Annotated in this window: 25 protein-coding genes and 2 pseudogenes; 13 read left to right on the forward strand and 14 right to left on the reverse strand. The window is 68.4% G+C overall.

The features are described from left to right. Positions 1-11: 11 nt before the first annotated feature. Entirely contained in the window at positions 12-779 is a 768-nt protein-coding gene (locus D5S19_RS22215) for a hypothetical protein (protein WP_120025342.1), read from the forward strand. Then, entirely contained in the window at positions 776-1,411 is a 636-nt protein-coding gene (locus D5S19_RS22220; RefSeq protein ID WP_147397487.1) for a hypothetical protein, read from the forward strand. Before D5S19_RS22215 ends, D5S19_RS22220 begins: the two co-directional genes overlap by 4 nt. 4 nt (positions 1,412-1,415) lie before the next feature. Here D5S19_RS22220 and D5S19_RS22225 read toward each other — a convergent pair whose 3' ends face one another. After that, a complete protein-coding gene (locus D5S19_RS22225; protein ID WP_120025361.1) occupies positions 1,416-2,876 on the reverse strand; it encodes a serine/threonine-protein kinase in 1,461 nt (486 codons plus the stop codon). Positions 2,877-3,013: 137 nt separating this feature from the next. Here D5S19_RS22225 and D5S19_RS22230 point away from each other — a divergent pair, with 137 nt between their 5' ends. The 6 genes from D5S19_RS22230 (at position 3,014) to D5S19_RS22255 (ending at position 9,466) form a co-directional block, all read left to right on the forward strand. Next, the gene (locus tag D5S19_RS22230) at positions 3,014-4,246 is read left to right on the forward strand and encodes an MFS transporter (RefSeq protein WP_120025344.1); all 1,233 of its coding nucleotides are present in this window, start codon (positions 3,014-3,016) and stop codon (positions 4,244-4,246) included. Between the two features lie 1,416 nt (positions 4,247-5,662). After that, positions 5,663-6,889 carry a GGDEF domain-containing protein gene (locus D5S19_RS22235; protein WP_120025345.1) on the forward strand — a complete coding sequence of 409 codons (1,227 nt, stop codon included), beginning with the start codon at positions 5,663-5,665 and terminating at the stop codon, positions 6,887-6,889. 100 nt (positions 6,890-6,989) lie between these two features. Then, entirely contained in the window at positions 6,990-7,790 is an 801-nt protein-coding gene (locus D5S19_RS22240) for a heavy metal-binding domain-containing protein (RefSeq protein WP_120025362.1), read from the forward strand. 10 nt (positions 7,791-7,800) lie between these two features. After that, the gene (locus D5S19_RS22245; RefSeq protein ID WP_233574082.1) at positions 7,801-8,619 is read left to right on the forward strand and encodes a heavy metal-binding domain-containing protein; all 819 of its coding nucleotides are present in this window, start codon (positions 7,801-7,803) and stop codon (positions 8,617-8,619) included. Beyond that, positions 8,619-9,041, forward strand: coding sequence for a hypothetical protein (locus D5S19_RS22250; RefSeq protein WP_120025346.1), 423 nt, complete (start codon positions 8,619-8,621; stop codon positions 9,039-9,041). The genes D5S19_RS22245 and D5S19_RS22250 overlap by 1 nt, the downstream gene beginning before the upstream one ends. 14 nt (positions 9,042-9,055) lie before the next feature. Beyond that, positions 9,056-9,466, forward strand: a complete 411-nt coding sequence (locus tag D5S19_RS22255; protein ID WP_120025364.1) for a VOC family protein — start codon at positions 9,056-9,058, stop codon at positions 9,464-9,466. Between the two features lie 16 nt (positions 9,467-9,482). On the opposite strand, the gene D5S19_RS22260 is transcribed toward D5S19_RS22255, so the two are convergent. The 9 genes from D5S19_RS22260 to D5S19_RS22300 all read right to left on the reverse strand — a co-directional run bounded on the left by D5S19_RS22260 (position 9,483) and on the right by D5S19_RS22300 (position 17,038). Continuing rightward, complete coding sequence (locus tag D5S19_RS22260; protein WP_120025347.1) at positions 9,483-10,253, reverse strand: ESX secretion-associated protein EspG; 771 nt, start codon at positions 10,251-10,253, stop codon at positions 9,483-9,485. A gap of 9 nt (positions 10,254-10,262) precedes the next feature. Continuing rightward, on the reverse strand, positions 10,263-11,612 hold the full coding sequence (locus tag D5S19_RS22265; RefSeq protein WP_233574083.1) for a hypothetical protein: 1,350 nt from the start codon (positions 11,610-11,612) through the stop codon (positions 10,263-10,265). A gap of 38 nt (positions 11,613-11,650) precedes the next feature. Beyond that, positions 11,651-12,274, reverse strand: a complete 624-nt coding sequence (locus D5S19_RS22270; RefSeq protein ID WP_120025365.1) for a DUF3558 domain-containing protein — start codon at positions 12,272-12,274, stop codon at positions 11,651-11,653. Positions 12,275-12,276: 2 nt separating this feature from the next. Continuing rightward, a complete protein-coding gene (locus D5S19_RS22275) occupies positions 12,277-12,588 on the reverse strand; it encodes a hypothetical protein (RefSeq protein WP_120025349.1) in 312 nt (103 codons plus the stop codon). A 440-nt stretch (positions 12,589-13,028) separates the two neighbouring features. Further along, positions 13,029-13,652 (reverse strand): DUF3558 domain-containing protein, encoded by a 624-nt coding sequence (locus D5S19_RS22280; RefSeq protein WP_120025366.1) that lies wholly within the window; start codon positions 13,650-13,652, stop codon positions 13,029-13,031. 2 nt (positions 13,653-13,654) lie between these two features. Further along, complete coding sequence (locus D5S19_RS22285; RefSeq protein ID WP_120025350.1) at positions 13,655-13,966, reverse strand: hypothetical protein; 312 nt, start codon at positions 13,964-13,966, stop codon at positions 13,655-13,657. A gap of 296 nt (positions 13,967-14,262) precedes the next feature. Further along, positions 14,263-15,018 (reverse strand): SDR family NAD(P)-dependent oxidoreductase, encoded by a 756-nt coding sequence (locus tag D5S19_RS22290; RefSeq protein WP_120025351.1) that lies wholly within the window; start codon positions 15,016-15,018, stop codon positions 14,263-14,265. Positions 15,019-15,088: 70 nt separating this feature from the next. Next, positions 15,089-15,940 carry an SCO6745 family protein gene (locus D5S19_RS22295; protein ID WP_120025352.1) on the reverse strand — a complete coding sequence of 284 codons (852 nt, stop codon included), beginning with the start codon at positions 15,938-15,940 and terminating at the stop codon, positions 15,089-15,091. 81 nt (positions 15,941-16,021) lie between these two features. Then, complete coding sequence (locus D5S19_RS22300; protein ID WP_120025353.1) at positions 16,022-17,038, reverse strand: S1 family peptidase; 1,017 nt, start codon at positions 17,036-17,038, stop codon at positions 16,022-16,024. A gap of 214 nt (positions 17,039-17,252) precedes the next feature. On the opposite strand from D5S19_RS22300, the gene D5S19_RS22305 reads away from it, so the two are divergent. Further along, positions 17,253-17,699, forward strand: coding sequence for an SRPBCC family protein (locus D5S19_RS22305; RefSeq protein ID WP_120025354.1), 447 nt, complete (start codon positions 17,253-17,255; stop codon positions 17,697-17,699). 10 nt (positions 17,700-17,709) lie between these two features. On the opposite strand, the gene D5S19_RS22310 is transcribed toward D5S19_RS22305, so the two are convergent. Next, positions 17,710-18,006, reverse strand: coding sequence for a GNAT family N-acetyltransferase (locus D5S19_RS22310; RefSeq protein WP_120025355.1), 297 nt, complete (start codon positions 18,004-18,006; stop codon positions 17,710-17,712). Between the two features lie 253 nt (positions 18,007-18,259). On the opposite strand from D5S19_RS22310, the gene D5S19_RS22315 reads away from it, so the two are divergent. The 4 genes from D5S19_RS22315 to D5S19_RS22330 all read left to right on the forward strand — a co-directional run bounded on the left by D5S19_RS22315 (position 18,260) and on the right by D5S19_RS22330 (position 22,190). Then, entirely contained in the window at positions 18,260-20,803 is a 2,544-nt protein-coding gene (locus D5S19_RS22315; protein ID WP_233574084.1) for a terpene synthase family protein, read from the forward strand. A gap of 180 nt (positions 20,804-20,983) precedes the next feature. Next, a complete protein-coding gene (locus D5S19_RS22320; protein ID WP_120025356.1) occupies positions 20,984-21,175 on the forward strand; it encodes a hypothetical protein in 192 nt (63 codons plus the stop codon). Further along, complete coding sequence (locus D5S19_RS22325; protein WP_233574085.1) at positions 21,172-21,417, forward strand: putative acetyltransferase; 246 nt, start codon at positions 21,172-21,174, stop codon at positions 21,415-21,417. The genes D5S19_RS22320 and D5S19_RS22325 overlap by 4 nt, the downstream gene beginning before the upstream one ends. Positions 21,418-21,428: 11 nt before the next feature. Further along, positions 21,429-22,190: a class I SAM-dependent methyltransferase gene (locus D5S19_RS22330; RefSeq protein WP_120025357.1), complete on the forward strand. Its 762-nt coding sequence runs from the start codon at positions 21,429-21,431 to the stop codon at positions 22,188-22,190. 108 nt (positions 22,191-22,298) lie between these two features. Here the strand turns inward: D5S19_RS22330 and D5S19_RS22335 are convergent. From D5S19_RS22335 to D5S19_RS22345, 3 genes and pseudogenes are all read right to left on the reverse strand, one after another. Beyond that, positions 22,299-22,679, reverse strand: a pseudogene (locus tag D5S19_RS22335) (TetR/AcrR family transcriptional regulator); the annotation flags it as partial. A 132-nt stretch (positions 22,680-22,811) separates the two neighbouring features. Next, positions 22,812-23,006 (reverse strand): ferredoxin, encoded by a 195-nt coding sequence (locus D5S19_RS22340; RefSeq protein WP_120025358.1) that lies wholly within the window; start codon positions 23,004-23,006, stop codon positions 22,812-22,814. Between the two features lie 14 nt (positions 23,007-23,020). Beyond that, positions 23,021-24,082 (reverse strand): annotated as a pseudogene (locus tag D5S19_RS22345) (cytochrome P450); the annotation flags it as partial. Between the last annotated feature and the right edge of the window lie 129 nt (positions 24,083-24,211).

Here is a 24,211-nt window from a genome sequence, read left to right on the forward strand (position 1 = left end):
GCCCGATCACCATGCCGGTGGACCCGGAGTACCAGGTCAAGAGGTTCGGAGCGATCTTTTCCAGGATGGAGTCCGACTTCCGGGAGGTCGTGGACAGGTACACCGCCGCGATCGACCACATCAGCGACTGGGCCTTCCTGCTCAGCCCCGTCCTCCTGCTGGTCAAGGAAGGGATGGACAGCATCAAGGAAGGTCTGGACAAGCTCGCCAAGCTCATCGACTACGCACTGCGGCACCAGCTTCCGGTGGTCTCGCTGGTCTTCCAGGCATTCCGCTGGGTCCACGAGGTCCAGCGCCCGCTCAACGGGGTCTATTCGCACCAGGATCCGGGTATCCCGCAGGGGCCCGCCTATCACAACGAAGAGATCGCCACCTGGGAGGGCGCCGCCAAAACCGTCTACGACGGAAAGGTCACCGCGCAGGTCAACGCAGTCGATGCGATGGCCACCAAGGCGGACGACATCAGCCAGTGGCTCATGGAGATCGCTCACACCAACGTCGAGTACATGTCCGGGCTCGCCACGATGGTCGGTGATTTCCTGAAAGCGATCACCGAAGCCGCCATCGATGCCGCCACCGTCATCGGTATTCCGTTCTCCGTCAGCTCCCTCTCGGACGCCATCAGCGCATTGGTGTCCAACGGAATCGAGTTGCTGGTGCGGGTCGCCAATCGGTTCATGACAACACTCGAGCGCATCCGGGACACGAACAGCTGGATGAACGACAAAGCACTACCGGCGGCCCGCTGGCCCCAAGCTGTCCACCCGGCCGGCGCATGACAGTACCCGCGAACCGCCCGCCGGCGCCCTCGCCCCGGTGGCAGACGGGCTCCGAGATCGCCTTGGGGACGGGCATTCTGGTCGCGGTCGCCGTGCTCACGCTGGCCGTGGCCTGGGCGCGGCTCGGCCTCGATGCGATCCTCCTCGACGGGGCGAGCACACTGGACAAGTACCACGAAACCGACTTCGCCACCTGCGACCAGTTCACCGAGCGCACCTCCGCAATCCCGCCACGCTCCGCCGAACTGGCACGCAACTGGTCTCCCAAGTTCCAATCCGGCCTCCTCGTCTGCGACTTCGGCTCGAACGACCCGACAGCACAGTACGTCTCACTCGACGTCTACTGGCACGGGCCGCGCAACACCGAATCCGGCGCCAAACGCACAGCAGGCCTCTTCACCGGATTCTCCTTCCGCGGCAAAGACCACAGCCCCGTCGGGCTCGACTTCGCGGACCAGGCACGCTGGCTGCCAGGCAGCAACCGGGAATCCTGCGGAGTGCTCTTCCTCGACCACAACGCCCTGTTCAGCATCGACTACACCCCAGCGAACCCGGACCGCAACACCCAAACCTGCCGCACACAGCTACGCACCATCGCCCGCACACTCCACACCGCGGCCCAACCACGCTGACGGGCTACTTGCTCTCCTGGTCGATCCGCCAGAGCCCGTCCTGCTGCACCATCACGTAGGTGTGGTGTTCGCTCGTCGTGCTGCCGTTCTTGCGGCGGTAGGTGATCTGGGCGCTGAGCGTGTTGTCGCCGGTGACCTTGACGTCGCTTGCGGAGGCCGAGGAGAAGTTCTGCCAGAAGTCCTGATAGCTCTCGAAGCTCTGGTTCCTCGCCGCGCGGAAACCGGGGCTGAGCATCGTCCAGCTCTGCGACAGGTCACCGGGGATGAGCGAGAAATAGGTCTGCAGCGCGGCGGACATCGCCTCGGGTGAGGAAGCGGCGAAGGCCGGGGACGTCCTCGGGGACGGGCTGCCCGGCGACGGGGGTGCCGCGGCCGACGTGGTGGCGGACTGCGTGTTCGCGGCCTGGTTCGGCTGGTCGTGCTTGCGGGTGAGCACGACGATCAGGATCACGGCGAGCACCACGATCAGTGCGCCCGCCCCGGCGAAGATCATCGCGCGGCGTCTTCGGTCGGCCGGCGGGGCGGCCTCGGGCGCCTGCGGCGTGGCCGCCGCGGCGACCGGCTCCGCGGCGGGAGGCTCGGCCGCCTTCATCGGCGAGGTCTCCGGCAGCGTAGGGGGTTCGGGCACGGTCACGACCGGCGTGGCCCCGCCGTCGAGAGCGCTCAGCTCGGCGGCCACCTCGGCCATCGTCGGCCGGTCCACCGGCTTGAGTTCCAAGAGCTTCAGCAGCAGCGGTTCGAGCTTCCCGGCCTGCTTCGGCGGTGTGATCGATCCGCTGGAAACGCGGTACAGCAACGCAATCGGGTTGTCCGCGGTGCCGAACGGCGGCGCGCCCTCCACGGCCATGTACAGCGTGGCGCCGAGCGCGAAGACGTCCGAGGCGAAGGTGGCGTCCTCACCGCGCGCGACTTCCGGGGCGAGGAACGCCGGTGTACCGGAGATTTCACCCGTGGCGGTGAGGGTCACGTCGCCCATCGCACGGGAAATACCGAAATCGGTCACCTTGACCGTGCCGTCGTCGCCGAGCAGCACGTTGCCCGGTTTCACGTCGCGGTGCACCACCCCCGCGCGGTGCGCGGCGGCCAGCACGCCGGCCAGCTGCACCGCGATCGGGATCACCTCGTCGACGGTCAGCGGGCCGTCGTCGTGCAGCTTCACCGAGAGGCTGCGCGAGGGCAGATACTCCATGATCAGCCACGGCCGGTCCTCGTACTCGACCACGTTGAACACGGAGATCGCGTTGGGGTGCTGCAGGCGGGCGGCGATGCGCGCCTCGCGCATGGCGCGGTTCTTGGCCTCCGCGACCTTGTCCTCGCCCTGGTTCAGCGGCATGAGGAGTTCCTTCACCGCGACGACCCGGCCGAGGATCTTGTCCTCGCCGCGCCACACCATGCCCATGGCACCGCTGCCGACGAGTTCGACGAGCTCGTAGCGACCGGCGATCTGCCGGCTCTCCTCGGTCAACGGAAAAACCCCTCGATACGACGATTCACGGACGGCGGTCTCCCAGTTTTCCACGAACCGGCAAGGGCATCGCGGACGACCCACCCCGGCCCCGCGGGGGGTTGCTCCGAGTGGCCGCGCCGGGACAGGCTGAGCACATGACCATGACCGCGCCCTCCTTCCGGACCGTGTTCGGGGTCGGTGAGTTCCGGGCGCTGTGGCTGGCACACCTGCTTTCCGTGGCGGGTGATCAGCTGGCAAGGGTGGCGCTGACCGTGCTCGTCTTCGACCGCACCGCCTCGGCAGGCTGGGCGGCCGGCACGTACGCGCTGACCTACCTGCCGGATTTGCTCGGCGGGGCGCTCGGTGGCCTGGCCGACCGGTTCCCGCGTCGCACCGTGCTCGTCGCGGCGGACGTGCTGCGCGCCGGGCTCGTCGCGGTGATGGGGATCCCAGCCGTGCCCTGGCCGGTCGCCGCCGGGCTGCTGGTCGTCGTGCAGCTGGCAGCCGGCCCGTTCCAGGCCGCGCGGCAGGCGGTGCTGCCGGACCTGCTCGGCGAGGAGAAACTGCCGACCGGACAGGCGATCCTGTCTTCGACGTACCAGGCCGCGCTGGTCGTGGGTTTCGGCGCGGGCGCCGCCGTGGTGACCTGGCTGGGCGTATCCGGGGCCCTGTGGGCGGACGCGGCGACCTTCGCGGTGTCGGCGATCGCATTGCGCTGGGGACTGCGGCCGTACCCGGTCACCTCGGTGACCGAACGGGCGCCGCAATGGGCTTCCCTGGTGGCCGGCTGCCGCCTCGTCGCCCGGGACCGGAAGCTGCGGTCCCTGCTCGCCATCGCCTGTTGCTGCGGGTTCTACGTGGTGCCGGAAGGATTGGCGGTCCCGGTCGCGGCCCAGCTCGGCGGAACCGGGGTGCTCGGCTGGCTGCTGATCGCCAACCCGATCGGCACGGTGCTGGGCGCGCTGCTGATCAGCCGGCTGCCCCAGGCCCGGCAGATGCGCTGGCTGAGCCCGCTGACCGTGGCCAGCAGCCTGGTGCTGCTGCCGACCGGCTGGACGCCCGCGCTGCCGGTGGTGGTCGTGCTCTGGACGCTCTCGGGCGCCTTCTCCGCGCACGACCTGATCACGCAAGTGCAGTACAGCCTCGCCGCCCCCGCCGACCAGCGCGGCCAGGTGATCGGTGTGGCGATCGCCGCCCTGCGCGCGGCACAGGGCCTCTGCATCGCCGCGGCAGGCGCGCTGACCCAGGCCTTCGCCCCCACCACGGTGGTCGGGATCGCGGCCGTCGCCGGCACCGTGTGCGCCGTCGCGGCCGGTGCCGCGTGGACCCGCGCGGTGCGGCCCCGCCGAAGCCCGCTCGGCGGGGCCACGCCACCGGTGGCGCAGTGATCCGCAACCCCGGCCGTCTCAGATCCAGTTGTTGTCACGCATGCCTTTCACCTCCTCGCCGGGCTCTTTCCCGGGACGGACCGGTCAGCGGGTCCAGTTGTTGTCGCGCATCAGGCACCTCCTCTCGCCGGCAAGCCGACTGACACGTGCCGGGTCAGCGAATCCAGTTGTTGTCCCGCACCGCACACACCTCCTCACCAGGTCAAACCGACTGACACGGACCGAGATCACCGAGCCCAGTTGTTGTCGCGCACGCCAAGCCACCTCCTCACTTCGCCGAAACCTCGCCGTACCGACTGATCCGAGCGGGCGTCACCGAGCCCAGTTGTTGTCCGGCATCGAGCACCTCCTCTCCTGGGCGAACCACCTGGTCCAAGCCGAACTCACCGAGCCCAGTTGTTGTCACGCATCAGGCACCTCCTCATCTCGCCGGACCACCCGGCACGAACCAAGATCAACGGATCCAGTTGTTGTCCCGCATCACGCACCTCCCTTCCCGAAGAACCTGCCGACCACGGCCGCCTCACCGAGCCCAGTTGTTGTCCTGCACCACGCACCTCCTCATCTCGCCGAACCACCCGGTCCAAGCCGACTCACCGGCTCCAGTTGTTGTCCCGCACGCCAAGCCACCTCCTCTCCCACCAGACCCGCCGAAACCACCCGAAACCGGCCCACGCCGGATCGGCTCACCGCACCCAGTTGTTGTCCCGCACCCCGAACACCTCCCTCCCAGGAAACCGGCCGCCCCGGGCTCAGCACGCCCGGTCGCCGTCGCGCAGCCGAAAGTCACCACCGTGGCTCAGGCCGTCCGGTTGTTGTCACGCATGGAGTGCTCACCTCTCTCGGGCCACCCGCCCGGCCCGGCGCGGCCGATCGCCGCCCGGCAAGTCCATTTCGCCTGCTTCCGGTGACGTTCGGGCGTGCGGTACGCCTCGATTCGGTCACCGGACGCCGTCCCGCTGCGTGGGACACGCCCCTCACCAGCGAAGACGCAAGCCTCAACCCGAGATTGAGGCTCTGGTCACCCGCCGGTCACGGCCCGAGGCCCGAGTGCTTGTCGCGCACAGTCGTCACCCCCTTCCCTCCACCTGCACTTACGAGTGATTTACCTCGATCTACATAACGGACAGTGTCGACAGCGCGTGGGCCAAACGGACCAGTCGAAGGGACCGTCACGCTGGTAACTCACACGTTCGAAAGGGATTGCACTTACCCACAGTGGTCACCTCCCCCTGCAACCTGCCCGGCACTGGGCTGTCCGGGCGAAAATCCCTGGCAACTCCCAGAGTGCGGGCAGCGGGCCGTACCTGGAGCGCCTCATCGTTTACGGTAGAAGCCAATCGGGTGAGGTGAAGAGTGCGCGGACGATTTGCCGGGTGGTTCACGGGCTGGCGCCTTTGGCGGTTGCCTTCCCACGTGCGCCTCTACGTGCTGCTCGTCAACGTCGTCGCGGTCGCCGCTTCGGTGAGCACCGCGTGGCTGGTGCCGGTCGACCGGACCGACCTCGTGCGGTTCGGCGTGCTGACGGTGTGCGCCGCGGTCGCGATCGAGGCCACCCGCCGGATCGAGCGGCAGCGCGAATACAACCGCGCCCCCACGGTCGCGTACGTGGACACCAAGGCCGTCTGGAGCATCGCGGCGGTGATCGCCCTCCCGCCGGTGCTGGCCACCGCGATGGTCGTGGTCACCTACGCCGTGGCGTGGTGGCGGATCTGGCCCCGGGAGCGGCCGGTGCTGCCGCACCGCTGGATCTTCTCCGCGGCGACCGTGCTGTGCGGCACGCAGGCCGCGGTCGTGGTGCTCGCGCTGGGCATGCACCACTACCCCGGCATCCCGTCCGCCGGTTTCCTGCCGGGACTGGCAGACCTGGTGATCATCGTGTTCGCCGCCGCACTGCGCTGGGCGATCAACACCGCACTGGTGATGGCCGCGATCGCGCTGTCCGGTGCGCCGCGCACGCTGTCCGAGCTGTTCTCCGGATTCGGGGATCAGCTGCTGGAGGCGGGTGCGATCGGCCTCGGCCTGGTCACCGCGGCGCTCCTGCTGCTGGCCAACCCGCTGGTGCTGGTCGGCGTGGTGCTGGCGCTGGTGGCGTTGCACCGCGGGCTGCTGCTGACCCAGTTCCAGCGGGACGCGCGCACCGATCTGACCACCGGCCTGGCCACCAAACGGTGGTGGCGCACCATCGCCGAGCAGTACCTGGACCGCGCGCGCACCGGCGGCGGCACGGTCGGTGTCCTGCTGCTCGACCTGGACCACTTCAAGGCCATCAACGACACCTACGGCCACCCGATCGGCGACCTGGTGCTGCGCGAGATCGCCATCGCGGTGCGCGGGGAGGTGCGCGAGCAGGACGTCTGCGGGCGCTGGGGCGGCGAGGAATTCGCCGTCGTGCTGCCGAACGTGCCCACCGAGGAACACCTCGGCCAGCTGGCCGACCGGATCCGCAGCCGGGTTCCGCTGGTCTCGGTGGCGCTGCCGGACCGGGACACGGTGATCAGCGACCTGACCGTGTCCATCGGCTGCGCGCTCTACCCGGCCGAGCACCTCACCGGCATCGACGACGTGCTCGTGGCCAGTGACACCGCGCTCTACCGGGCGAAGCAGGCCGGCCGCAACCGGGTCGAGCTGGCCACCCGCTGAACCGGGATTCTCCGGGCATACCCCCCGGCCGTGGCCCGGACCGGGCGACCGGCGGCGATTCTCGTGTCACGATGGAAGTGACGGAGGCGAGGTGGTCCGGGTGCCCGAATGGGATGGGCGGGGGCTGCCGCCGGTCGCGCAGGCCCGGGTCGAGCGGTTCACCGAATCGGGGTTGCGGACCTCGCTGCTGAGCGTGCCGGGCGCGGTCGGGGCCGAGGCGGCGGGTTTCCAGCCGGCGGGTGAGGTGATGGGCTGCGTCGTGCAGCGCATCGGCTGGACGTCCATGATCGCCACCACCCCCGGGCAGCAGATCTCGACGCAGGCCGCGTTCCTGCGCGAGGGCTACCGGCTAGCCCTGGCGCGGCTGCGCCGGGAGGCCGCCGCGATCCGCGCCGACGGGGTGCTCGGCATCGCGCTCTCGATCACTCCACTCGACGAGGTGATGCACGAGTTCGTCGCGCTGGGCACCGCGGTGCGGGCGCAATCGGCGCAGCGGCCGGGGTTCGTGTTCACCACCGAGCTGTCCGGGCCCGACGTGGGCAAGCTGGTGCAGGCAGGCTGGGTGCCCGCGAAGGTGATCACCGGATTCGGCGCGCACGCGCTCTACGACTACAACATGCAGTTCCAGACCAACACCTGGGCGGGCAACACCGAGGTCGACGCGCATACCGAGCTGGTCACCGCGATCCGCTCCGCGGCGCGGGCCGAGTTCGCCGAGGGCGTGCGCACAGCGGGTGCCGACGGCGCGATCGTCTCCCGGATGACGCTGGACACCTGGCGTCTCGGCGAGGTGGGCGTGTCCGGGGTCGCGAGCGTGTTCGGCACCGCGATCGCACGCTTCCACTCCGGGGTGGCCGCACCGACCTCGGCAGTGACCCTCCTGCCGCTGAACCGATCGTGAAGGAGACGTCGTGAGCACTGCGGATCCCACTGCGCAGCACCTCCCCGACGACGCCATGCGCAGGCTCGCCGAAATGCGGCCAGGCCAGCCGACCAGCCTGTTCACCTCGGATCTGAGTGTGAACGAGTTCCTGCTGGTGCGCGAGGCCGGGTTCCGCCCGCTCGGGCTGGTGCTCGGCTCCAGCATCTACCACGTCGGATTCCAGATGGGCCGGTGGAGCCAGAATCAGGAGCTGGACCGGCTTTCCCAGGCGATGTACCACGCTCGCGAGCTGGCCATGTCACGAATGGAGGCGGAGGCCGACATGCTCGGCGCGGACGGCGTCGTCGCGGTCCGGCTGGAAATCGAGTTCAAGGAGTTCGGCAACGACCTGGCCGAGTTCATCGCCGTGGGCACCGCCGTGCAGGCCGAGCAGCCCGGCGAATGGCGCAACAACACCGGAAAGCCGTTCACCAGCGATCTGTCCGGACAGGATTTCTGGACGCTCGTGCAGGCCGGTTACGCGCCGCTGGGCATGGTGATGGGTTCGTGCGTCTACCACATCGCGCATCAGCGATTCCGCCAAGCGCTGGGCAATATCGGCCAGAACGTGGAAATCCCGCAGTACACCGAAGCGCTCTACGACGCTCGTGAACTGGCCATGTCCCGGATGCAGGCGGAAGCCGAACAGCTGCACGCGGAAGGCATCGTCGGGGTGCAGCTGCTTTCGCTGGCGCACCGCTGGGGAGGGCACACCACGGAGTTCTTCGCGATCGGCACGGCGGTGAAGCCACTTCGAGCCGACCACCACATCACCAAGCCGCAGCTCGTGCTGCCCCTCACCGACTGATGGCCGGCTCGGAGCTGAGCGGCCCGACCGGTGAATTCCACCTGCTGCTCGCCGCATTACGCACAGACCGCGCAGACGTCGCGTCCTACAGCCGCGTGCTGTCGGAAACCCTCGGCGACGCACTACCGCCGGGCATGGTCGAGATAGAGCGCCGTCGCAGCTTCGCCGACCGCGTCGCCGGGCGGCTCGGGCAACCGGTCGAGGTGCGCGTGTCCACTCCGCAGCAGCAGCTCGTGCTCACCGCCACCGGAGACGGCAGCGTCGTCGCCGAAATCCGCCAAGTCGTACGCGGTGTGGTCATCAGCCGGCGTAGCGCGGAGCTGGAGGAATGGCTTACGGTGCTCGCCAACGAGCTGCAGGCACTCGCCGGCCGGGACGCGAAAGCGCGCGAAGCGTTGTCCCGATTGCTCGACGGTTCTTGATCGGTGGTGTGCGCGTGGACTGGACTCTCGAGGTGGTCGTCGTCCCAGTGTCCGATGTGGACCGAGCGAAGGCGTTCTATGCCGGGCAAGTCGGCTTTCACCTCGACCACGACATCACACCCGGCCCTGGCCTGCGCCTGGTGCAGCTGACCCCGCCCGGTTCGGGCTGCTCCATCGTGCTCGGCAAGGGCATGGTGCCGGACATGCCACCCGGTTCGCTGCGAGGCCTGCAGCTGGTCGTCGCCGATCTGCCACGGGCGCGGGAAACACTCGTGACAGCCGGCGTCGACGTCAGCGAAATCCAGCGGTACGGCCCGGATCCGGGCACCGGACGGCCGGAGGATCTGGACAACATCGGGTTCGTGCACTTCGCCGACCCGGATGGGAACACCTGGTCGGTGCAACAGATTTCCGCGCGGGGTTAGAGCGCTGTTCCCGTGCCTATTCGAGCGCTCCGAGCGTAAGTGCGAGTGCGTCGGCGACAAGGGCGCGGTCGCCCGGATACAGGTTGATCTGCGGGTCACCACCGGGGCCGTCGTTGACGAAGCTCAGGACCCGGCCCTCGCGGGTGAGGTCGATGGCGGACAACGGAGTGGAGCGCGTGCGCTGACCAGCACTGTCGCGGGTCGCGGCGTAGAGCTGATGCATCGCGTCCCGATCGGCACGCATCAGGCGGCGCAGCTCGTCGACCTGCGCGGAGGCTTCGGTGAGCGGGTCGTCGCCACCATAGTCCCGGCCGGCGTCTTCGTACTGGGCCTTCGGCACGCACAACGGCCTGATCCGCGCCACGCGAGCATCAGGAAGCGCGCCCACCAAGCTCGTCACCAGGTCCCGTGGCCGGATGGGGTCGAGCTGGACGACCTGGTGATCGGTGATCAACCGCACCGCGTCCCGCCCGGACTCGGCCGTCAGCATCGCCGCGGCCCGGACGCTTGCCCGGCGCAGATTGCTCCAGAGGTACACCTCGCGCCGAGCGGTCGCGAGCACCCGGAGCGTGGCCCGATACCGCGGAACGAGCCCGCCGTCCGGACCGGTCAACCCGAGGCGGGCCAGTTCGCTGAGCGCACGTTGCCGGAAAACGGTGGTGCCGTCTTCGGTCCGGTGGTTCTGGTCCGGCTCGAGAACGACGGGAAGCGCGCCGAGCCCGGCCAGCTCCCAGGACACAAGGAACACCGGCCGGGGCACCCGCACCGGCCTGTCGAGGACGTTCATCGGCGCGGTTCAGCCTCCGATGGTCGGCGGCGTGGGCGGCAAGCCGGTCCGCGGATCCACCAGCCGGTCACCGTCGTCGTCGGTGAGGCTGAACGCGGAATCGTCGTCCACGCCGTATTTGCGCTGGTGTTCCTTGTCTTCCTCCGCCTTGCCCTTGCCACCAGGAGCGCCCATGCCGGACACGCCGGCTCCGCCGCGAGCACCGGTGGTACCGCGCGGCGCGGCTGAACTTCCCGACCCTCGTACGGCGCCCTCTTCGCCGACGCCGACACCCGCACCGGTACCCGACCGCGCACCGCCACCCGGGCCGTTGGGCAGCCCACGACCCGCCGGCCCGTCAACTCCGCCCGGCCCGCCCGACAGCCCCCGGCCGACCGATCCGCCTGCTCCGGGTGGTGCTCCGGGTGCTCCGGATGACGAGCCACCGGGGCCGAACCCACCCGGCACGAACGCACTACCCGACCACGACGAACCACCACCCCCAGCAGCCGGGACCGGAAACGGCGGCACCGAACCAGACCGCATGTCCGGCAGAGACGGAGGAACGTAACCCGCAGTCCGGGTACCACCCCCACCGGATTGAGTGCCCGGCCCGGGATTCTCACCCGGCAGCGGGTGTCCGGCCGGAAGAGTGTGCACATTCGGCACCGAGCCATCGACCGATCGCGGTGACGTGTGCCCGGCGCCGCCAGGACCGGTGAACTCCGACCGCGCCGACGAATGCCTACTCGTCCCACCGGTCGGCGTGTGCCGCGAGGGCGAAGCGGGGGCCGGCGGAGCGATCGACACCTCGCCGTCGAACTTGTTCAGCTGCCCGTAGTCGGTCTTCAAACCCTGGCCGCTGGTCTGCGCCTGCTGCTGGTATCCGTTGTAGCGATCCAGATTCTCCCGCGCGATCCGGTTGTAGGTGTTGATCTGATCTTCGGTGTCGGTGTCCCACGGCGTGGCCGTATCGAAGAAATCCTTGTGCGGCGGCGTTTTCGGCATCGGCTGGAGCGTCGCCTTCATCTCGTCGAACCCATGCGCCAGATCCGTCAGGTTCTGCCCGTTGCTGGTGTAGGTCTGAGCAGCGGCCGACGTCGCGTCCGTCAGCGGCTTTATCCTTGCCCGCGCCACCTCCGCCCCACCGCCGGTCCAGGCCGACTCCAATCCGGCACTCAACTGCTGCGCCCGGGCACTCATCTCGTCGTTCTGCCGCGCCAGCATCGTCGCCCGGCCCGCACCCTGATGCCAATCCTGGGCACCCTGACTGGCCAGCACCTTCTGGACCAGCTCCGGCGCCGGAACCGCTTGATCACCGATATTCCCGTGCCATACGTCCGAGACCCAGTGCTCGACATCGTCGAACCGATCGTTCAACCACTTGGCACCTTCGCCGACCCAATCGAACAACCCCATCACATACCCGCTTTTTTCCGCAGGTTGGTGACCACCATGTCGGCCACCCGAGGAGCCAGCTCACACGCGTCCGCCTTGCCTACTTTGGCGCGACGGACAGTCAACGAGGCATCCACCGACAAACTGTCAGAAATGCCTACAGCGACCTGACAAAAACCACTCTTCGTACCTGCACTGGTTACCTCGTACCCGACAGCGGGGAACCCCTGCACGAGGGGAAGAACCCGCCACACCGAACTCTGCGGCTTCGTGTTCTGATACACCGCACTGAGACCCTCGCCCACCTGAGTCACGTAACCGACGGTTGCGGCGGCGCCAGTCGTGTCGTTATTCCAGTCACATGCCGTACCAAGGGCAGGATTGTCGTGACGTTTTCCCTCAGGCGCGATACCGAGGATCTGTTCGACCTGATCCGGCTTCAGCGCCTCCCGGCACGGATCTCCGGAAAGCACCGACGCCGGTAACGGATGCTCGACCTTGGGAGCACCACTGTGCGGCAACACTGTAGCCGTCGGCGAGGAAACTGGCGGACCGACCGAGGCACCCGGCACGGCCCCCGAGCATCCTCCGGCCACGAGAATGGCCACCACGGCGCCGGACAACGCGAGAAATGACCTGCGCATAGTCACGCAAACCCCTTGCCTTCCCCCTCCGACGAGACATTCCTGACATCTGCGCTCGCCTGCGCATCCGACGCTTCAGTGATCCCCAAAGCTTTCTCCAACCGCGCTACCAATTCAGCGAGGTAGTCGCGGTACAACTTGACCTGATACGCGCCCTCGCCGAACGCGCCTCGATTCTGCCCATCACCCACCAGGAGCTTGTTGTATCCGTTACTCCCCGGGTCGTCCGCCGGAGGCCTGAGCTGAGTCAACGCTGTCGCTTCAGGTCCCATGTTGGCAATGTCGCTGTGCATGCTCCTGGCCTGGTCGAGCATGATCCGGGCATCCGCACTACTCAGACTGAAACCAGGCCCCTCCGGTACGGCACCCCCTCCCGGAGCGGCCCCACCGCCGCCAGGCCCATCAGTGATCGCGAAACCGAGCCCCTCAAGCCAGCTCGACCCCGATGCAGGTTGAGACATTGATCCACCCCTCTGATAACACCGTTAACACTGCCGAAGCAGCCCAGACTGTCAGCCACGGATTACACTAGCGGACTTGATCAACAAGCGGTGACCACATCCGGGAAAATGATCTTCACCCCTCGATGCGACCAGAGCCGAGCCCACCGGCGACCACTCCCGACCGCACCAGCTCCTTGACTATCCACAGTGGACCACTGACGAGGCCGATCATCGACGTACCCCCGGACGTCGCCGTGAGCGATTCACATTGACTGAGTTGACGCTTTCGCCGACCCCATCGAACAAGCCCATCACATACCCGCTTTTTTCCGCAGATTGGTGACCACCATGTCGGCCACCCGCGGAGCCAGCTCACACGCGTCCGCCTTGCCTATTTTGGCGCGACGGACAGTCAACGAGGCATCCACCGACAGACTGTCAGAAATGCCTATACTGACCTGACAAAAACCGCCCTGAGTGCCCGAGCTGATTGTCGTGTGCGCAGCAGCGGGAAACCCTTGAATAGAGGGAAACTCGCGCCATACCGAACTCAGTGGCTTGGTGTTCTTGTACACCGCGCTGAGACCGTCGTGCACTTGGGTCACATAACCGACTGTTGCGGCGGCCCCAGTTGTGTCGTTATTCCAGTCACATGCCGTACCAAGGGCAGGATTGTCGTGACGTTTTCCCTCAGGCGCGATACCGAGGATCTGTTCGACCTGATCCGGCTTCAGCGCTTCCTGGCACGGATCTCCGGAAAGCACCGACGCCGGTAACGGATGTTCGACCTTGGGAGCACCACTGTGCGGCAACGCCCCAGCCGTCGGCGATGAGATCGGAGAACTGACCGCGGCACCAGGCGCACTCCCGGAGCATCCCGCGGCCACGAGAATGGCCACAACGGCGCCGGACAACGCGAGAAATGACCTGCGCATCGTCACGCGAACCCCTTGCCTTCCCCCTCCGACGAGACATTCCTGACATCTGCGCCCGCCTGCGCATCCGACGCTTCAGTAATCCCCAAAGCCTTCTCCAACCGCGCTACCAATTCCGCGAGGTAGTCACGGTACAACTTGACCTGATCCGCACCGCTGCCGAACGCGCCACGATTCTGCCCATCACCCACCAAGAGCTTGTTGTATCCGATACTCCCCGGGTCGTCCGCCGGCGGCGTGAGTCTGGTCAGGCCTTCCGCGTCAGGCACCATGTTGGCAATGTCGCTGTGCATGCTCCTGGCCTGGTTGAGCATGCTCCGAGCATCCGCACTGCTCAGACTGAAGCCAGGCCCCGCCGGCGCGGCACCCCCGCCGGAGGCGCCTCCCCCGCCAGGCTGGTCCGTAATCGCGAAACCGAGCCCCTCGAGCCAACTCGGCCCCGATGCAGGTTGAGACACTGATCCACCCCTCTGATAACACCGTTAACACTGCCGAAGCAGCCCAGACTGTCAGCCACGGATTACCGTAGCGGGCTGATCAACACCCGGTGACCACATCCGGAAAAATGATCTTCACATGGTCTGTACCAGAGGTCGCCCCGAGGCACAAGCTAATCGACCAGTGCCCCGCAGCTGATGTTCACCGTCGCGGCGGTCAGGGTGCGGGCCTTGTCGGAGGCGGCGAACGCGGCCGCCGCGCCCACGTCGGCGAGGGTGGCGGTGCGGCCGAGCATGGTGGGCTTCGCGAGTTCCTCGGCCAGTTGTGCGCCGCCAGGGAAATCCGCCGGGATCGTTTCCGGGATACCGCCGGTGCGCAACGTGACCGTGCGTACGCCGTCTCGGCCCAGTTCGGCCGCGAGCTGACGGCGCATGGCCTCCAGCGCCGCGAAGCCGACCTGTAGGCCACCCACCGAATGCCCGCGCACCGGGTCGCCGTCACCGCCGAAGACGAGTACGACGCCGGAGCCCTGCCGCTTCATGTGCCGTCCGGCGGCCCGCATCGTGAGGAACGTCGTACGCACGCCATTCAGCACTGGCTGCTCGTAGTCGGCAAGCGACATCTCGATCATCGGCGTGCCTTGAACGTCGCCGTGGGTGATCACGTTGACCGAGATGTCGAGGCTGCCGCCGGTGGCGACGACGGCGTCCGCGTGGCTGTCCACGGCCGCCTCGTCCAGCGCGTCGAACACCGCGACTTCGGCGGCCCCACCGGCGGTGCGGATGTCCGCGGCGACTCGGTCCAGTTTGTCGTGGCTTCGCCCGGCCAGGAAGACGCGAGCACCCTCCTCGGCGAACGCCCTGGCGATGGCCCCGCCGATCGAGCCGCCCCCGCCGTAGACCACCGCGTTCTTGCCTTCAAGCAACATGTCGATTCCCTTCTCTCACCCCTACGTCGAACGGCGTACGGCGGGCTCGACATCGAGCCGTACGCGGCTCTCACGGCCGCACGACCCCCATGGGGTTCGGCGCAGGCAGGCCGCCCCCGTCGACGACCGCGCGGCTCAACGGCACAGCCAGCTCGCATACGCGTGCCACGGCAGTCGCACCAAGCGCTTCAAGTGGGTCGGCCGCAAGGCGGTCAGTGGTCTCTTCGACAGTGCGTCGCACGTCTTCACCCGCGACAGTCAGCCTGCCGTCTCCGTCGAGCAGCCCACGACATACCAGTCGCGCAGTCGCTGCCTCCCACTCCTCATCGGTCCAGCCGCGGGCGCGCTGCACCGACTCTCGCGTAGTCGCTCCAGTGGCGATGTGCGTAAGGCTTGCTTCGAGGCCCGTAAGCCCGACAGCCACAGACGCGAGCACGTGCCCGTCCCCACGGTGCTCACGCAACGCGCTGATGGCCAGCCACAGCCGGGCCAGCGGACGGTCCGGACGTGGCACCGCCGCCCACGACGCAGCGAGGGGACGGCCCGCGAAGCGGCATCCAGCCACAGCCTTCTCCAGCAGCTCCACCAGTTCGTCGACATCGGCTGGGCCGAGTAACCGGGTCAACGTCGCCTCGACAGCCTCGATTCGCGTACGCAGCACGTGTTCCGGGGCGGCGAAGCCCCACGCGTCGGGCAACGCACGGGCGACCATCCGCGGGGCGAAGCCGAAGAACATCGCGGTGACCGGCTCCGGGCCGATCGGTCCCAGGGGTGCGGCGCGGCCGGCGAAGTAGCCCATCCAGAACCCGCGCAGTCCAGCCGTTTTCGCGGCCTGGGCGGGCTCGGCCGCGAAGTAGACCACGGCGTGCATCGGCTCCAGCGCCGTCCAGAACTGCCGTGCCGGGCTCGGATTCGGCTCCATGGAGGTGACTCTAGGCCCGCTTCGCGACAGCGGCCCGCCGTCCCGGGGAAGGGACGACGGGCCGCCGGAAGGACTTCGTGCTCAGGCGAGCGTGAGGCCGTAGGCCTGTAACTCCAGGGTCAACGGGTAGAAGTAGCTGGTCTGGGTGTCACCGCCGGACAGCGTGCCCAGGCCCTTCTCACCGTCGTAGGCCGGGCCGCCCGAGTCGCCGTGGTCGGTGTGCGCGGTGGTGCCGAATTCGTGGTTCAGCACGCCCACGTCGAAGTTGACCGACTCGTCGACCGAGGTGACCTCGCCGCTGCCGCCACCGGTGGTCTGGCCCTGCTTCTGGATCTTCTCGCCGACCGTCGGCTCACCCGCGCTGGTGATCCTCTGACCGGTGTTGATCGCGCCGTCGCCGGTACCGTTCGGGCGAGTCAGCAGGCCGGAGTCCGCACCGGGGCAGTCGCTCTGCACGATCTCGGCGCCGGAGACGTCGCCGCCGGACCAGGTGCCGCCCTCGTTGGTGCAGTGGCCGGCGGTGAGCATCATCGGCTGGCCGTCCTTGGTCACGTTGAAGCCCAGCGAGCAGATGACCTGGTTGTTGGTGATCGAGTCGCCGTCGGCGATGTAGGTGGCCAGCTTGCCGCTGCGGTGCTCGATACGGGCGGCGTCGCCGAGCTTCGCCGCCGCCGCGGTGACCTTGTCCTTGACCGCCTGCGAAGCCGCGTCGTAGATCTTCACCACGACCTGGTTGGACTTGGTGTCGATACCCCAGGCGGTCTGTGGCACGTTCTTGACCGAGTCCATGCTGTTCTTCGCGTTGGTCAGCGCCGCGAAGCTGTACTTGACCGTCTTGGTGGCGAAACCGGCGGCCTCGGCCTTGTCCTTGGCCGCCGCGTCGGTCACGTTCACGACCGCCTTGCCGCGATCGAGGTAGATCCCGCCGTTGGCCACGCCAAGCGTGTCGGCGACCTTGTTGGCCTGTGTGACGGCCTGCGCTTGCATCTGCGCGAAGGCGAGCGGGCCGGCCGAGGCGGAATTGATGCACAGGCCGGCGGTCAGTGCCGCGGCCGAGAACGCCGTGAATCCGGCGAGGAGCGTCTTCCGGGAAGTCATCGAATCTTCCTCCAGTCGTGCTCTCTGGGTGGGGGACCGACCCCGCGCGGCCCGCGCCGCGCACCGGGGGTGGATACTTCCCACTGTTGTTGCCCGGCAACCACTACACCACCGACTAAGGTTGGTTAATAACCATTCTCCGGACATATCAGGCGCCCGGCCACCCGTCCGGCGCAACGGAACTGGGCCGGGCGGATCCCGGTTACCCTCGGCTGTGCCCGAAATCCTGTTGCGCCACGAATTCCCGGTCGCCGCCCCGCCCGCGGCCGTCGCCGCACACCTGTCGGATCCGGACAACTACGTCGGGCTCTCCCCGCTCGTGGTGGCCGTGCGGCAGATGACGCACGGTCCCGGGCCGACCCGGTACGTCGCGGTGGAACGGTTTCGCTTCCTGGGTTTTCTTCGCTACGACAACCGGATCGCGGTCACGCTGAACGTCGACGGCAGCGAAGCCTTGCACGGCCGGGTCGTCTCCCCCGGCGGCGTCCGGATCGATTACCGCTTCGCCCTGCGTCCGAACGACACCGGCACCGACGTGACCGACACCCTGCACCTGCACGCACCGTTCGGCCTGCTGCGCTTCGCCGCGACGCGCGCCCGCGAGGTTCAGCTCGCTCGCGGTGGAATCCTGGCCGACCGAATGGCCAACGCCACCCCGTGAATGCCCCGTTTCACTCCCCCGGCCACCGCACATGTCCGGCGTACCCATCGTTCTTCCGCAGGTATCCCGCGATGAACGGACAGACCGGCACGATCGTCTTGCCGCGCGACACCACGTCGTCGAGCGCCGCCGAGGCGAGCACCTTGGCCAGCCCGCGGCCGCCGAACTCGTCGCCGATCTCGGTGTGGGTGAACACGATCTCGCGTTCCCGCGGGGAGAATTCGGCGAAGCCGGCGAGTTCGCCGCCGGTGTAGAGCTCGTAGCGGTTCTTCTCGTCATTGCGGACCACGTGGTTCTCTTCGCTCATCACCGCTCCTCGCGTTCGGGCACCCAGCACACCACATCCGGCCACCGCAGGCCTCCCGGATGTCGGCTTGACCGACACCGACGAGCGATGCGGCAGCACGCCGAGTGGTCCCTTCGCAGGCGCCGGCTGGGCCGGCCGGGCGAGCCTCGGCATCGTTGGGGTGGCACGGCGTCCGGGCTCTTCCCGGTCCGCCCCCGGTCTGTTTGCCTCATGGGGTCCGTCGAGCACCGATCCGGAAGGCAAGGGACCGCGCGTGCAGCCGTTCGTCCTGCCCGAGTTCTATCTGCCCCATCCCGCCCGGCTGAACCCGCATCTCGCGGGCGCGCGGGCGCATTGCAAGCAGTGGGCCTATCAGATGGACATGATCGACGTGCCCCAGCACGGCACGGTGATCTGGACCGAGCGGGATCTCGACGCGCACGACTACGCCTTGCTGTGCGCCTATACCCATCCGGACGCCGGTGCCGCGGAACTCGATCTGGTCACCGACTGGTACGTGTGGGTGTTCTACTTCGACGATCACTTCCTCGAACTGTTCAAGCGCACCGGGGACATCGAGCAGGCCCGCGGGTACCTCGACCGGATCGGCCGGTTCATGCCCGCTACCGGCGAGATCACCGAGATCCCGGGGAATCCGGTGGAACGCGGGCTGGCGGATCTGTGGAACCGCACGGTGCCGCAGCGCAGCGCGGGCTGGCGGCGGCGATTCCGGGAGAGCACCCGCAACCTGCTCGACGAATCGTTGTGGGAACTGGCGAACATCAACGAGGGCCGGGTGTCGAACCCGGTCGAGTACATCGAGATGCGCCGGAAGGTCGGTGGCGCACCGTGGTCGGCGAACCTGATCGAGCATTCGGTGCACGCCGAGGTGCCGGACGAGATCGCCGCGATGCGCCCGATGGAGGTGCTGCGGGACTGTTTCGCCGACGCCGTGCACCTGCGTAACGACCTGTTCTCCTACCAGCGCGAGGTGGAGGACGAGGGCGAGCTGTCCAACGGTGTGCTGGTGTTCGAGAAGTTCCTCGGCTGCGGTACGCAGGAGGCCGCGGACGCGGTGAACGACCTGCTCACCTCACGGCTGCACCAGTTCGAGCACACCGCGCTCACCGAGGTTCCCGCGCTGTTCGACGAGCACGCGGTGGATCCGGCGGGGCGGATGGAGACCTTCGCCTACGTCAAGGGCCTGCAGGACTGGCAATCCGGCGGGCACGAATGGCACCTGCGCTCCAGCCGTTACATGAACGAAGGCGCGCTCGACGCCCGCGGCGGGCCGGACCCGTTCGGCGAACCGACCGGGCTGGGCACGTCGGCCGCGCGGATCTTCTCCTCGATGCTCGCCACCGCCCCGCGACGGGCACGGTCGTTCACGCATCAGCCCTACGAGCGGGTCGGCCCGATCGACCTGCCGGAGATCGCGATCCCCTTCCCGCTGCGGCTCAACCCGGGGCTGGCCGAGGCCAGGGAGAACCTCGTCGGCTGGTGCCGGCGCACCGGCATCATCGACGACCTGGTCTGGGACGAGCGGCGGATGCGCGGGATCGACCTGCCGCTGTGCGCCGCCGGCATCCACCCGGACGCCTCGGCCGAGCAGCTCGACCTCACCAGCGGCTGGCTCGCCTGGGGCACCTACGGCGACGACTACTACCCGGTGGTCTTCGGCGCCACGCGGGATCTGCCCGCGGCCAAGGCGATGACCGAACGGCTCAAACTGTTCCTGCCGACGCGCGGCGAGTCCGTACCGGCCGCGGAGAATCCGCTGGAGGCCGGGCTGGCCGACCTGTGGCCGCGCACCACCGGCTCGATGGACGCCGAGGGGCGGGAGACCTTCCGCCGCACCGTCGAGGTGATGCTCGAAGCCTGGCTGTGGGAGCTGGCCAACCAGGCGCAGAACCGCATCCCGGACCCGATCGACTACGTGGAGATGCGCCGCCGGACCTTCGGCGCCGACCTCACCATGGCCCTCAACCGGATCACGCAGGCCGAGACGGTCCCGCCGGATCTGCACCGGACCCGGGTGATCCAGGCGATCGAACACTCCGCGGCCGATTTCGGCGGCCTGGTCAACGACATCTTCTCCTACCGCAAGGAAATCGAGTACGAGGGCGAGCTGCACAACGCGGTGCTCGTGGTCCGCGCGTTCCTCGACGTGGACCAGGACCGCGCGTTCGGCATTGTCACCGACCTGCTCCACGCCCGGCTGGCCGAATTCCGGCACGCGACGGAGATCGGCCTGCCCGGCCTGTTCACCGACCACAACCTGGACGAGGCGGCTCGCCGCACGCTCACCGCGTACGCGGAAGACCTGCGGAACTGGATCGCCGGAGTGGTCAACTGGCACCGCGAATGCGTGCGCTACACCGACGCGGAGCTGGACCGGCTGGCCGAACCCTTTGCTTCCGCCACAGCCTCTTCCGGCGCACCGGTGATCGGGATGCCGGCGGTCCCCGGCGCCTCCGGTCTCGGCTTGCCGGTCGGCGCCACATCGTCGATGGGCTCGCCACTGGCGGCCATCTCTGTGATCGGCACACCGGCTGCGAGCCTGATACCGGCCGCAGTCACAGCCGCACCACACGCCTCAGCCGCACCGGGCGTCACGCTGCCCGCTGCCGCACCATTGAATGCTGCACCACAAGTCGCAGCCTTGCCGGACGTCACACCGCCCACTGCCACATCACCGGCAACCACAACCTCACCCAGCGACACACCACCGGCCTCGTCAGCCACACCAGTCACCCTCCCGACCGGACCGACCGGCCTCGGCACGACGGCGTTGCGGATCCACACCCCTGCCCCCTGACCAGATCCCTACCCGAAATCCCGCACCACCGCACACCACACCCATCCGGCAACCCGCCACGGCATCCGCACCCCGCCCGGCACCACATCCGGTCGCACCAGCCCTGGCCCGACCGTCACCCGGCGGGTGCGACCCGCCACTCCGCCGAACGACGCCCGCCCCTGCGGCGATACTCGTGGGATGAGCGTTGTGAACCTGCACTTCCTCGGGCACGCGACCGCGCGGGCGAAGCTGGGCGGCCGGGTCGTGCGCACTGGATCCGGTACTCACCCGGTGGATCGGGCCGCTCGCCCGCTCACCTTCCTCGGCCACCCGGAGCCCGGCGCGACCGAGGACACGTCCCCTGCCGTCCCTTCGGAGGTCGCTTCATGAGCACACCGTTTCCGCTGAAGGGGCTGACCGAACTGCCGCTGGGCACCCGGGTCGTGGTGCGTTACCGCGTCGAGGGCGGATTCACCGACGCCCTCGGCCCTTTGCGCGAACGCGACGCGACCACGTGCACCGTGGAGACCAAGCGAGGGCTGGTGGTGGTTCCACTCGACGCCGTGGTCGCCGCGAAGCCGGTTCCGCCGCCACCGGGCAAAACGGCTCGCACCGCGCGCCGGAACCTGTGACGATCGGGCGTATGGCCCGCTCTTTCGACGATCTGGTTGCCGAGGCCGCCTCGGTTCCGGTGACCGGCTGGGATTTCTCGTGGCTGGCGGGCCGGGCGACCGAGCAACGGCCATCCTGGGGCTACCAGCGGTTGCTCGGCTCGCGTCTGGCCCGAGCCGAGTCCGCGCTGGACGTCCAGACCGGCGGTGGCGAGGTGCTGGCCGGGGTTGCGGTGCTGCCCTCGCGCATGGTCGCCACCGAATCGTGGCCGCCGAACGTGCCGAAGGCCGCCGCCATCCTCCGGCCCCGCGGCGCGACGGTCGTCGCGGACACCGGCAAGCCGCCGCTGCCGTTCCGGGACAACGCGTTCGACCTGGTGTCAAGCCGGCATCCGGTCACCGTGTGGTGGGCGGAGATCGCCCGTGTCCTGCGCCCCGGCGGCGGTTACCTGTCCCAGCAGGTCGGCCCCGCGAGCGTGTTCGAGCTGGTCGAGTACTTCCTCGGCGAGCAGCCCGCCGAGGTGCGCGGCAAGCGGAGTCCCGAGCAGGCCCGCGCGGACGCCGAGCGCGCCGGACTCGAAGTGACCGACCTGCGGTTCGAGAAGCTGCGCACCGAGTTCTTCGACGTCGGCGCGGTGATCTACTTCCTGCGCAAGGTGATCTGGATGGTTCCAGGGTTCACTGTGGATGCTTACCTGCCGCGCCTTCTGGACCTGCACCGGCTCCTGCAGGACGGCCCGTTCGTCGCCACCACCACCCGGATCCTCATCGAGGCGCGGAAGCCCGGCGGCTGAGCGCGGCCTCGACGCCGTCCGCGAGCAGCTCGACTCCGGCGTTCAGGCTGCGCCGCGCTTCATGCTCCAAATAGGACACCCACCGGCGGCGGTACGGCATCCTCGCCCAACCTGCAGCAGCCACTGGTGTCGCAAGTGGAATGTCCACAGCTCGTGCGCCAGCTCGGTCATCGCCGGACGCCAGCCCGCACCGAGGTCGTACTCCGCGCGCAACTCGCCGAGCACCTTGTCGTACATGAAGTCGATCAGCTCGGCCTTGCTGGGCACGTAGGTGTAGGGCGCCATCGCGGTGCGCCCGAGCCGCTGCCCCACCGTGCGCATGGACAACGCGGACATCCCGTCCACGTCCGCGATCTCCACGGCCGCGGCGACGATGCGATCGACACTGAGCCCCGGCTTCGGCCCCGGCGCGGTGCGTGGCCCGGTTCCCGCGCGCCACAACAATTCCAGCGAACGACGGGCATCACCCTGACCGGCGAACACGACCACTGGCGGCTCCTCGCAGACCGTCCGGACCAACTCCGTACAGCCTTAAAGCACCGGGCCGGGCGGAGGGCACCCCACCGCGGCGAAACCCGAGCGGGCACGGGAGTCCACAATGGAGCGACATCCGCCGGCTGCTCAGCCGGCCAGCTCGATGGCCAGCGCCGGGCAGATCCGCGCCGCCTCGCGCACCCGGTCGTGCAGCTGCGCCGGCGGATTCTCCTCCAGCAGCAGCACGATCCCGTCCTCCTCGCGCTGATCGAACACCTCCGGCGCGACCAGCACACACTGTCCCGCCCCGACACATCGGGACTGATCAACGACCACCTTCATCGTGCTCCCTCCGTTCACCAGGTCACCGGGAGTTCATGGACCCCGTAGACCAGCATGTCGTGCTTGAACTTCACTTCGTCGAGCGGAATCGCCAGCGCGAGGGTGGGGATCCGCCGGTAGAGCGTGCGGTAGACGACCTGCAGCTCGACGCGCGCGAGCGGCTGGCCGAGGCATTGGTGCACGCCGTAGCCGAACGCGACGTGGTGGCGCGCCTTGCGGGTCACGTCGAGCTTGTCCGGCTCGGGGAACCGGGTCGCGTCCCGGTTCGCGGCGTCGCTCGCGGCGATCAGGCCCTCGCCCTTGCGGATATGGGTTCCGCCGACCTCGAAGTCTTGCAGCGCGACCCGCCGCCGTCCGGTGTGCACGATGGTGAGGTAGCGCAACAGCTCCTCGACCGCGTTGGCCACGAGCTTGTCGTCACCTTCGCGCACCGCGGCGAGCTGGTCCGGGTTCTGCAGCAGCGCGGCGGTACCGAGCGCGATCATGTTGGCCGTGGTCTCGTGCCCCGCGACCAGCAGCAGCTGGCCCATCGCGGCGACTTCCCCGACGGTCATCCCACCGGTGGCCACCTGCTCCGCGGCGAGCCTGCTGAACACGTCGTCGCCCGGGTCGGCGAGCTTCTTCTCGACCAGATCACCGAGGTAGGCGAGCAGTTCCTCCATCGCGGCGAGAGACTGCTCGGCCGTCACGTCCTTGGCGACCAGGATCTTGCTGACCCGGTGGAAGAACACGCGGTCGGCGTATGGCACGCCGAGCAGCTCGCAGATCACCAGCGAGGGCACCGGGAGTGCGAAGGCCTGCACCAGATCGGCCGGTTTCGGGCCGGCCAGCAGGTCGTCGATCAGCTCGTCGACGATCCGCTGGATCCGGGGCCGCAGCCGCTCGACCTTCTTCACCATGAAGTCGCCGGTCAGCAACCTGCGCTGGGCGGCGTGCGCGGGATCGTCCATGCTGATGAACGCTTTGGCGCGATTCCGCCGCGCCTTGAGCCCGGCCGATTGGGCCGGGTACCCCGCGTTTTCGGTGTCCGCACTCACGTGCGGGTTCGTGAGCACCTCGCGCACGTCGTCGTACCGCAGGGTGTCGGCAAAGTTGGTCGGGGACCCGGCAGTGGGCGATGCGGAGGTGTGTGCGACCGCCTCGTGGCGTGCGCCGGACCGGTTTCGGGTCTGTGAAGGGACCCTTCACAGACTCAGAGTCCGTGA

This window comes from Amycolatopsis panacis (genome assembly GCF_003600245.1).
Lineage (GTDB): Bacteria > Actinomycetota > Actinomycetes > Mycobacteriales > Pseudonocardiaceae > Amycolatopsis > Amycolatopsis sulphurea.

Bases quoted from the DNA above. Each gene is read 5' to 3' on its own strand.
- D5S19_RS22230 (WP_120025344.1), top strand. From the start codon at position 3,014: ATGACCATGACCGCGCCCTCCTTCCGGACCGTGTTCGGGGTCGGTGAG.
- D5S19_RS22270 (WP_120025365.1), bottom strand. From the start codon at position 12,274: ATGCGCAGGTCATTTCTCGCGTTGTCCGGCGCCGTGGTGGCCATTCTC.
- D5S19_RS22285 (WP_120025350.1), bottom strand. From the start codon at position 13,966: ATGCTCAACCAGGCCAGGAGCATGCACAGCGACATTGCCAACATGGTG.
- D5S19_RS22295 (WP_120025352.1), bottom strand. From the start codon at position 15,940: ATGGAGCCGAATCCGAGCCCGGCACGGCAGTTCTGGACGGCGCTGGAG.
- D5S19_RS22250 (WP_120025346.1), top strand. From the start codon at position 8,619: ATGGCCGGCTCGGAGCTGAGCGGCCCGACCGGTGAATTCCACCTGCTG.
- D5S19_RS22300 (WP_120025353.1), bottom strand. From the start codon at position 17,038: ATGACTTCCCGGAAGACGCTCCTCGCCGGATTCACGGCGTTCTCGGCC.
- D5S19_RS22275 (WP_120025349.1), bottom strand. From the start codon at position 12,588: ATGCTCGACCAGGCCAGGAGCATGCACAGCGACATTGCCAACATGGGA.
- D5S19_RS22215 (WP_120025342.1), top strand. From the start codon at position 12: ATGCCGGTGGACCCGGAGTACCAGGTCAAGAGGTTCGGAGCGATCTTT.
- D5S19_RS22310 (WP_120025355.1), bottom strand. From the start codon at position 18,006: ATGAGCGAAGAGAACCACGTGGTCCGCAATGACGAGAAGAACCGCTAC.
- D5S19_RS22280 (WP_120025366.1), bottom strand. From the start codon at position 13,652: ATGCGCAGGTCATTTCTCGCGTTGTCCGGCGCCGTTGTGGCCATTCTC.
- D5S19_RS22260 (WP_120025347.1), bottom strand. From the start codon at position 10,253: ATGAACGTCCTCGACAGGCCGGTGCGGGTGCCCCGGCCGGTGTTCCTT.
- D5S19_RS22220 (WP_147397487.1), top strand. From the start codon at position 776: ATGACAGTACCCGCGAACCGCCCGCCGGCGCCCTCGCCCCGGTGGCAG.
- D5S19_RS22290 (WP_120025351.1), bottom strand. From the start codon at position 15,018: ATGTTGCTTGAAGGCAAGAACGCGGTGGTCTACGGCGGGGGCGGCTCG.
- D5S19_RS22320 (WP_120025356.1), top strand. From the start codon at position 20,984: ATGAGCGTTGTGAACCTGCACTTCCTCGGGCACGCGACCGCGCGGGCG.
- D5S19_RS22325 (WP_233574085.1), top strand. From the start codon at position 21,172: ATGAGCACACCGTTTCCGCTGAAGGGGCTGACCGAACTGCCGCTGGGC.
- D5S19_RS22340 (WP_120025358.1), bottom strand. From the start codon at position 23,006: ATGAAGGTGGTCGTTGATCAGTCCCGATGTGTCGGGGCGGGACAGTGT.
- D5S19_RS22330 (WP_120025357.1), top strand. From the start codon at position 21,429: ATGGCCCGCTCTTTCGACGATCTGGTTGCCGAGGCCGCCTCGGTTCCG.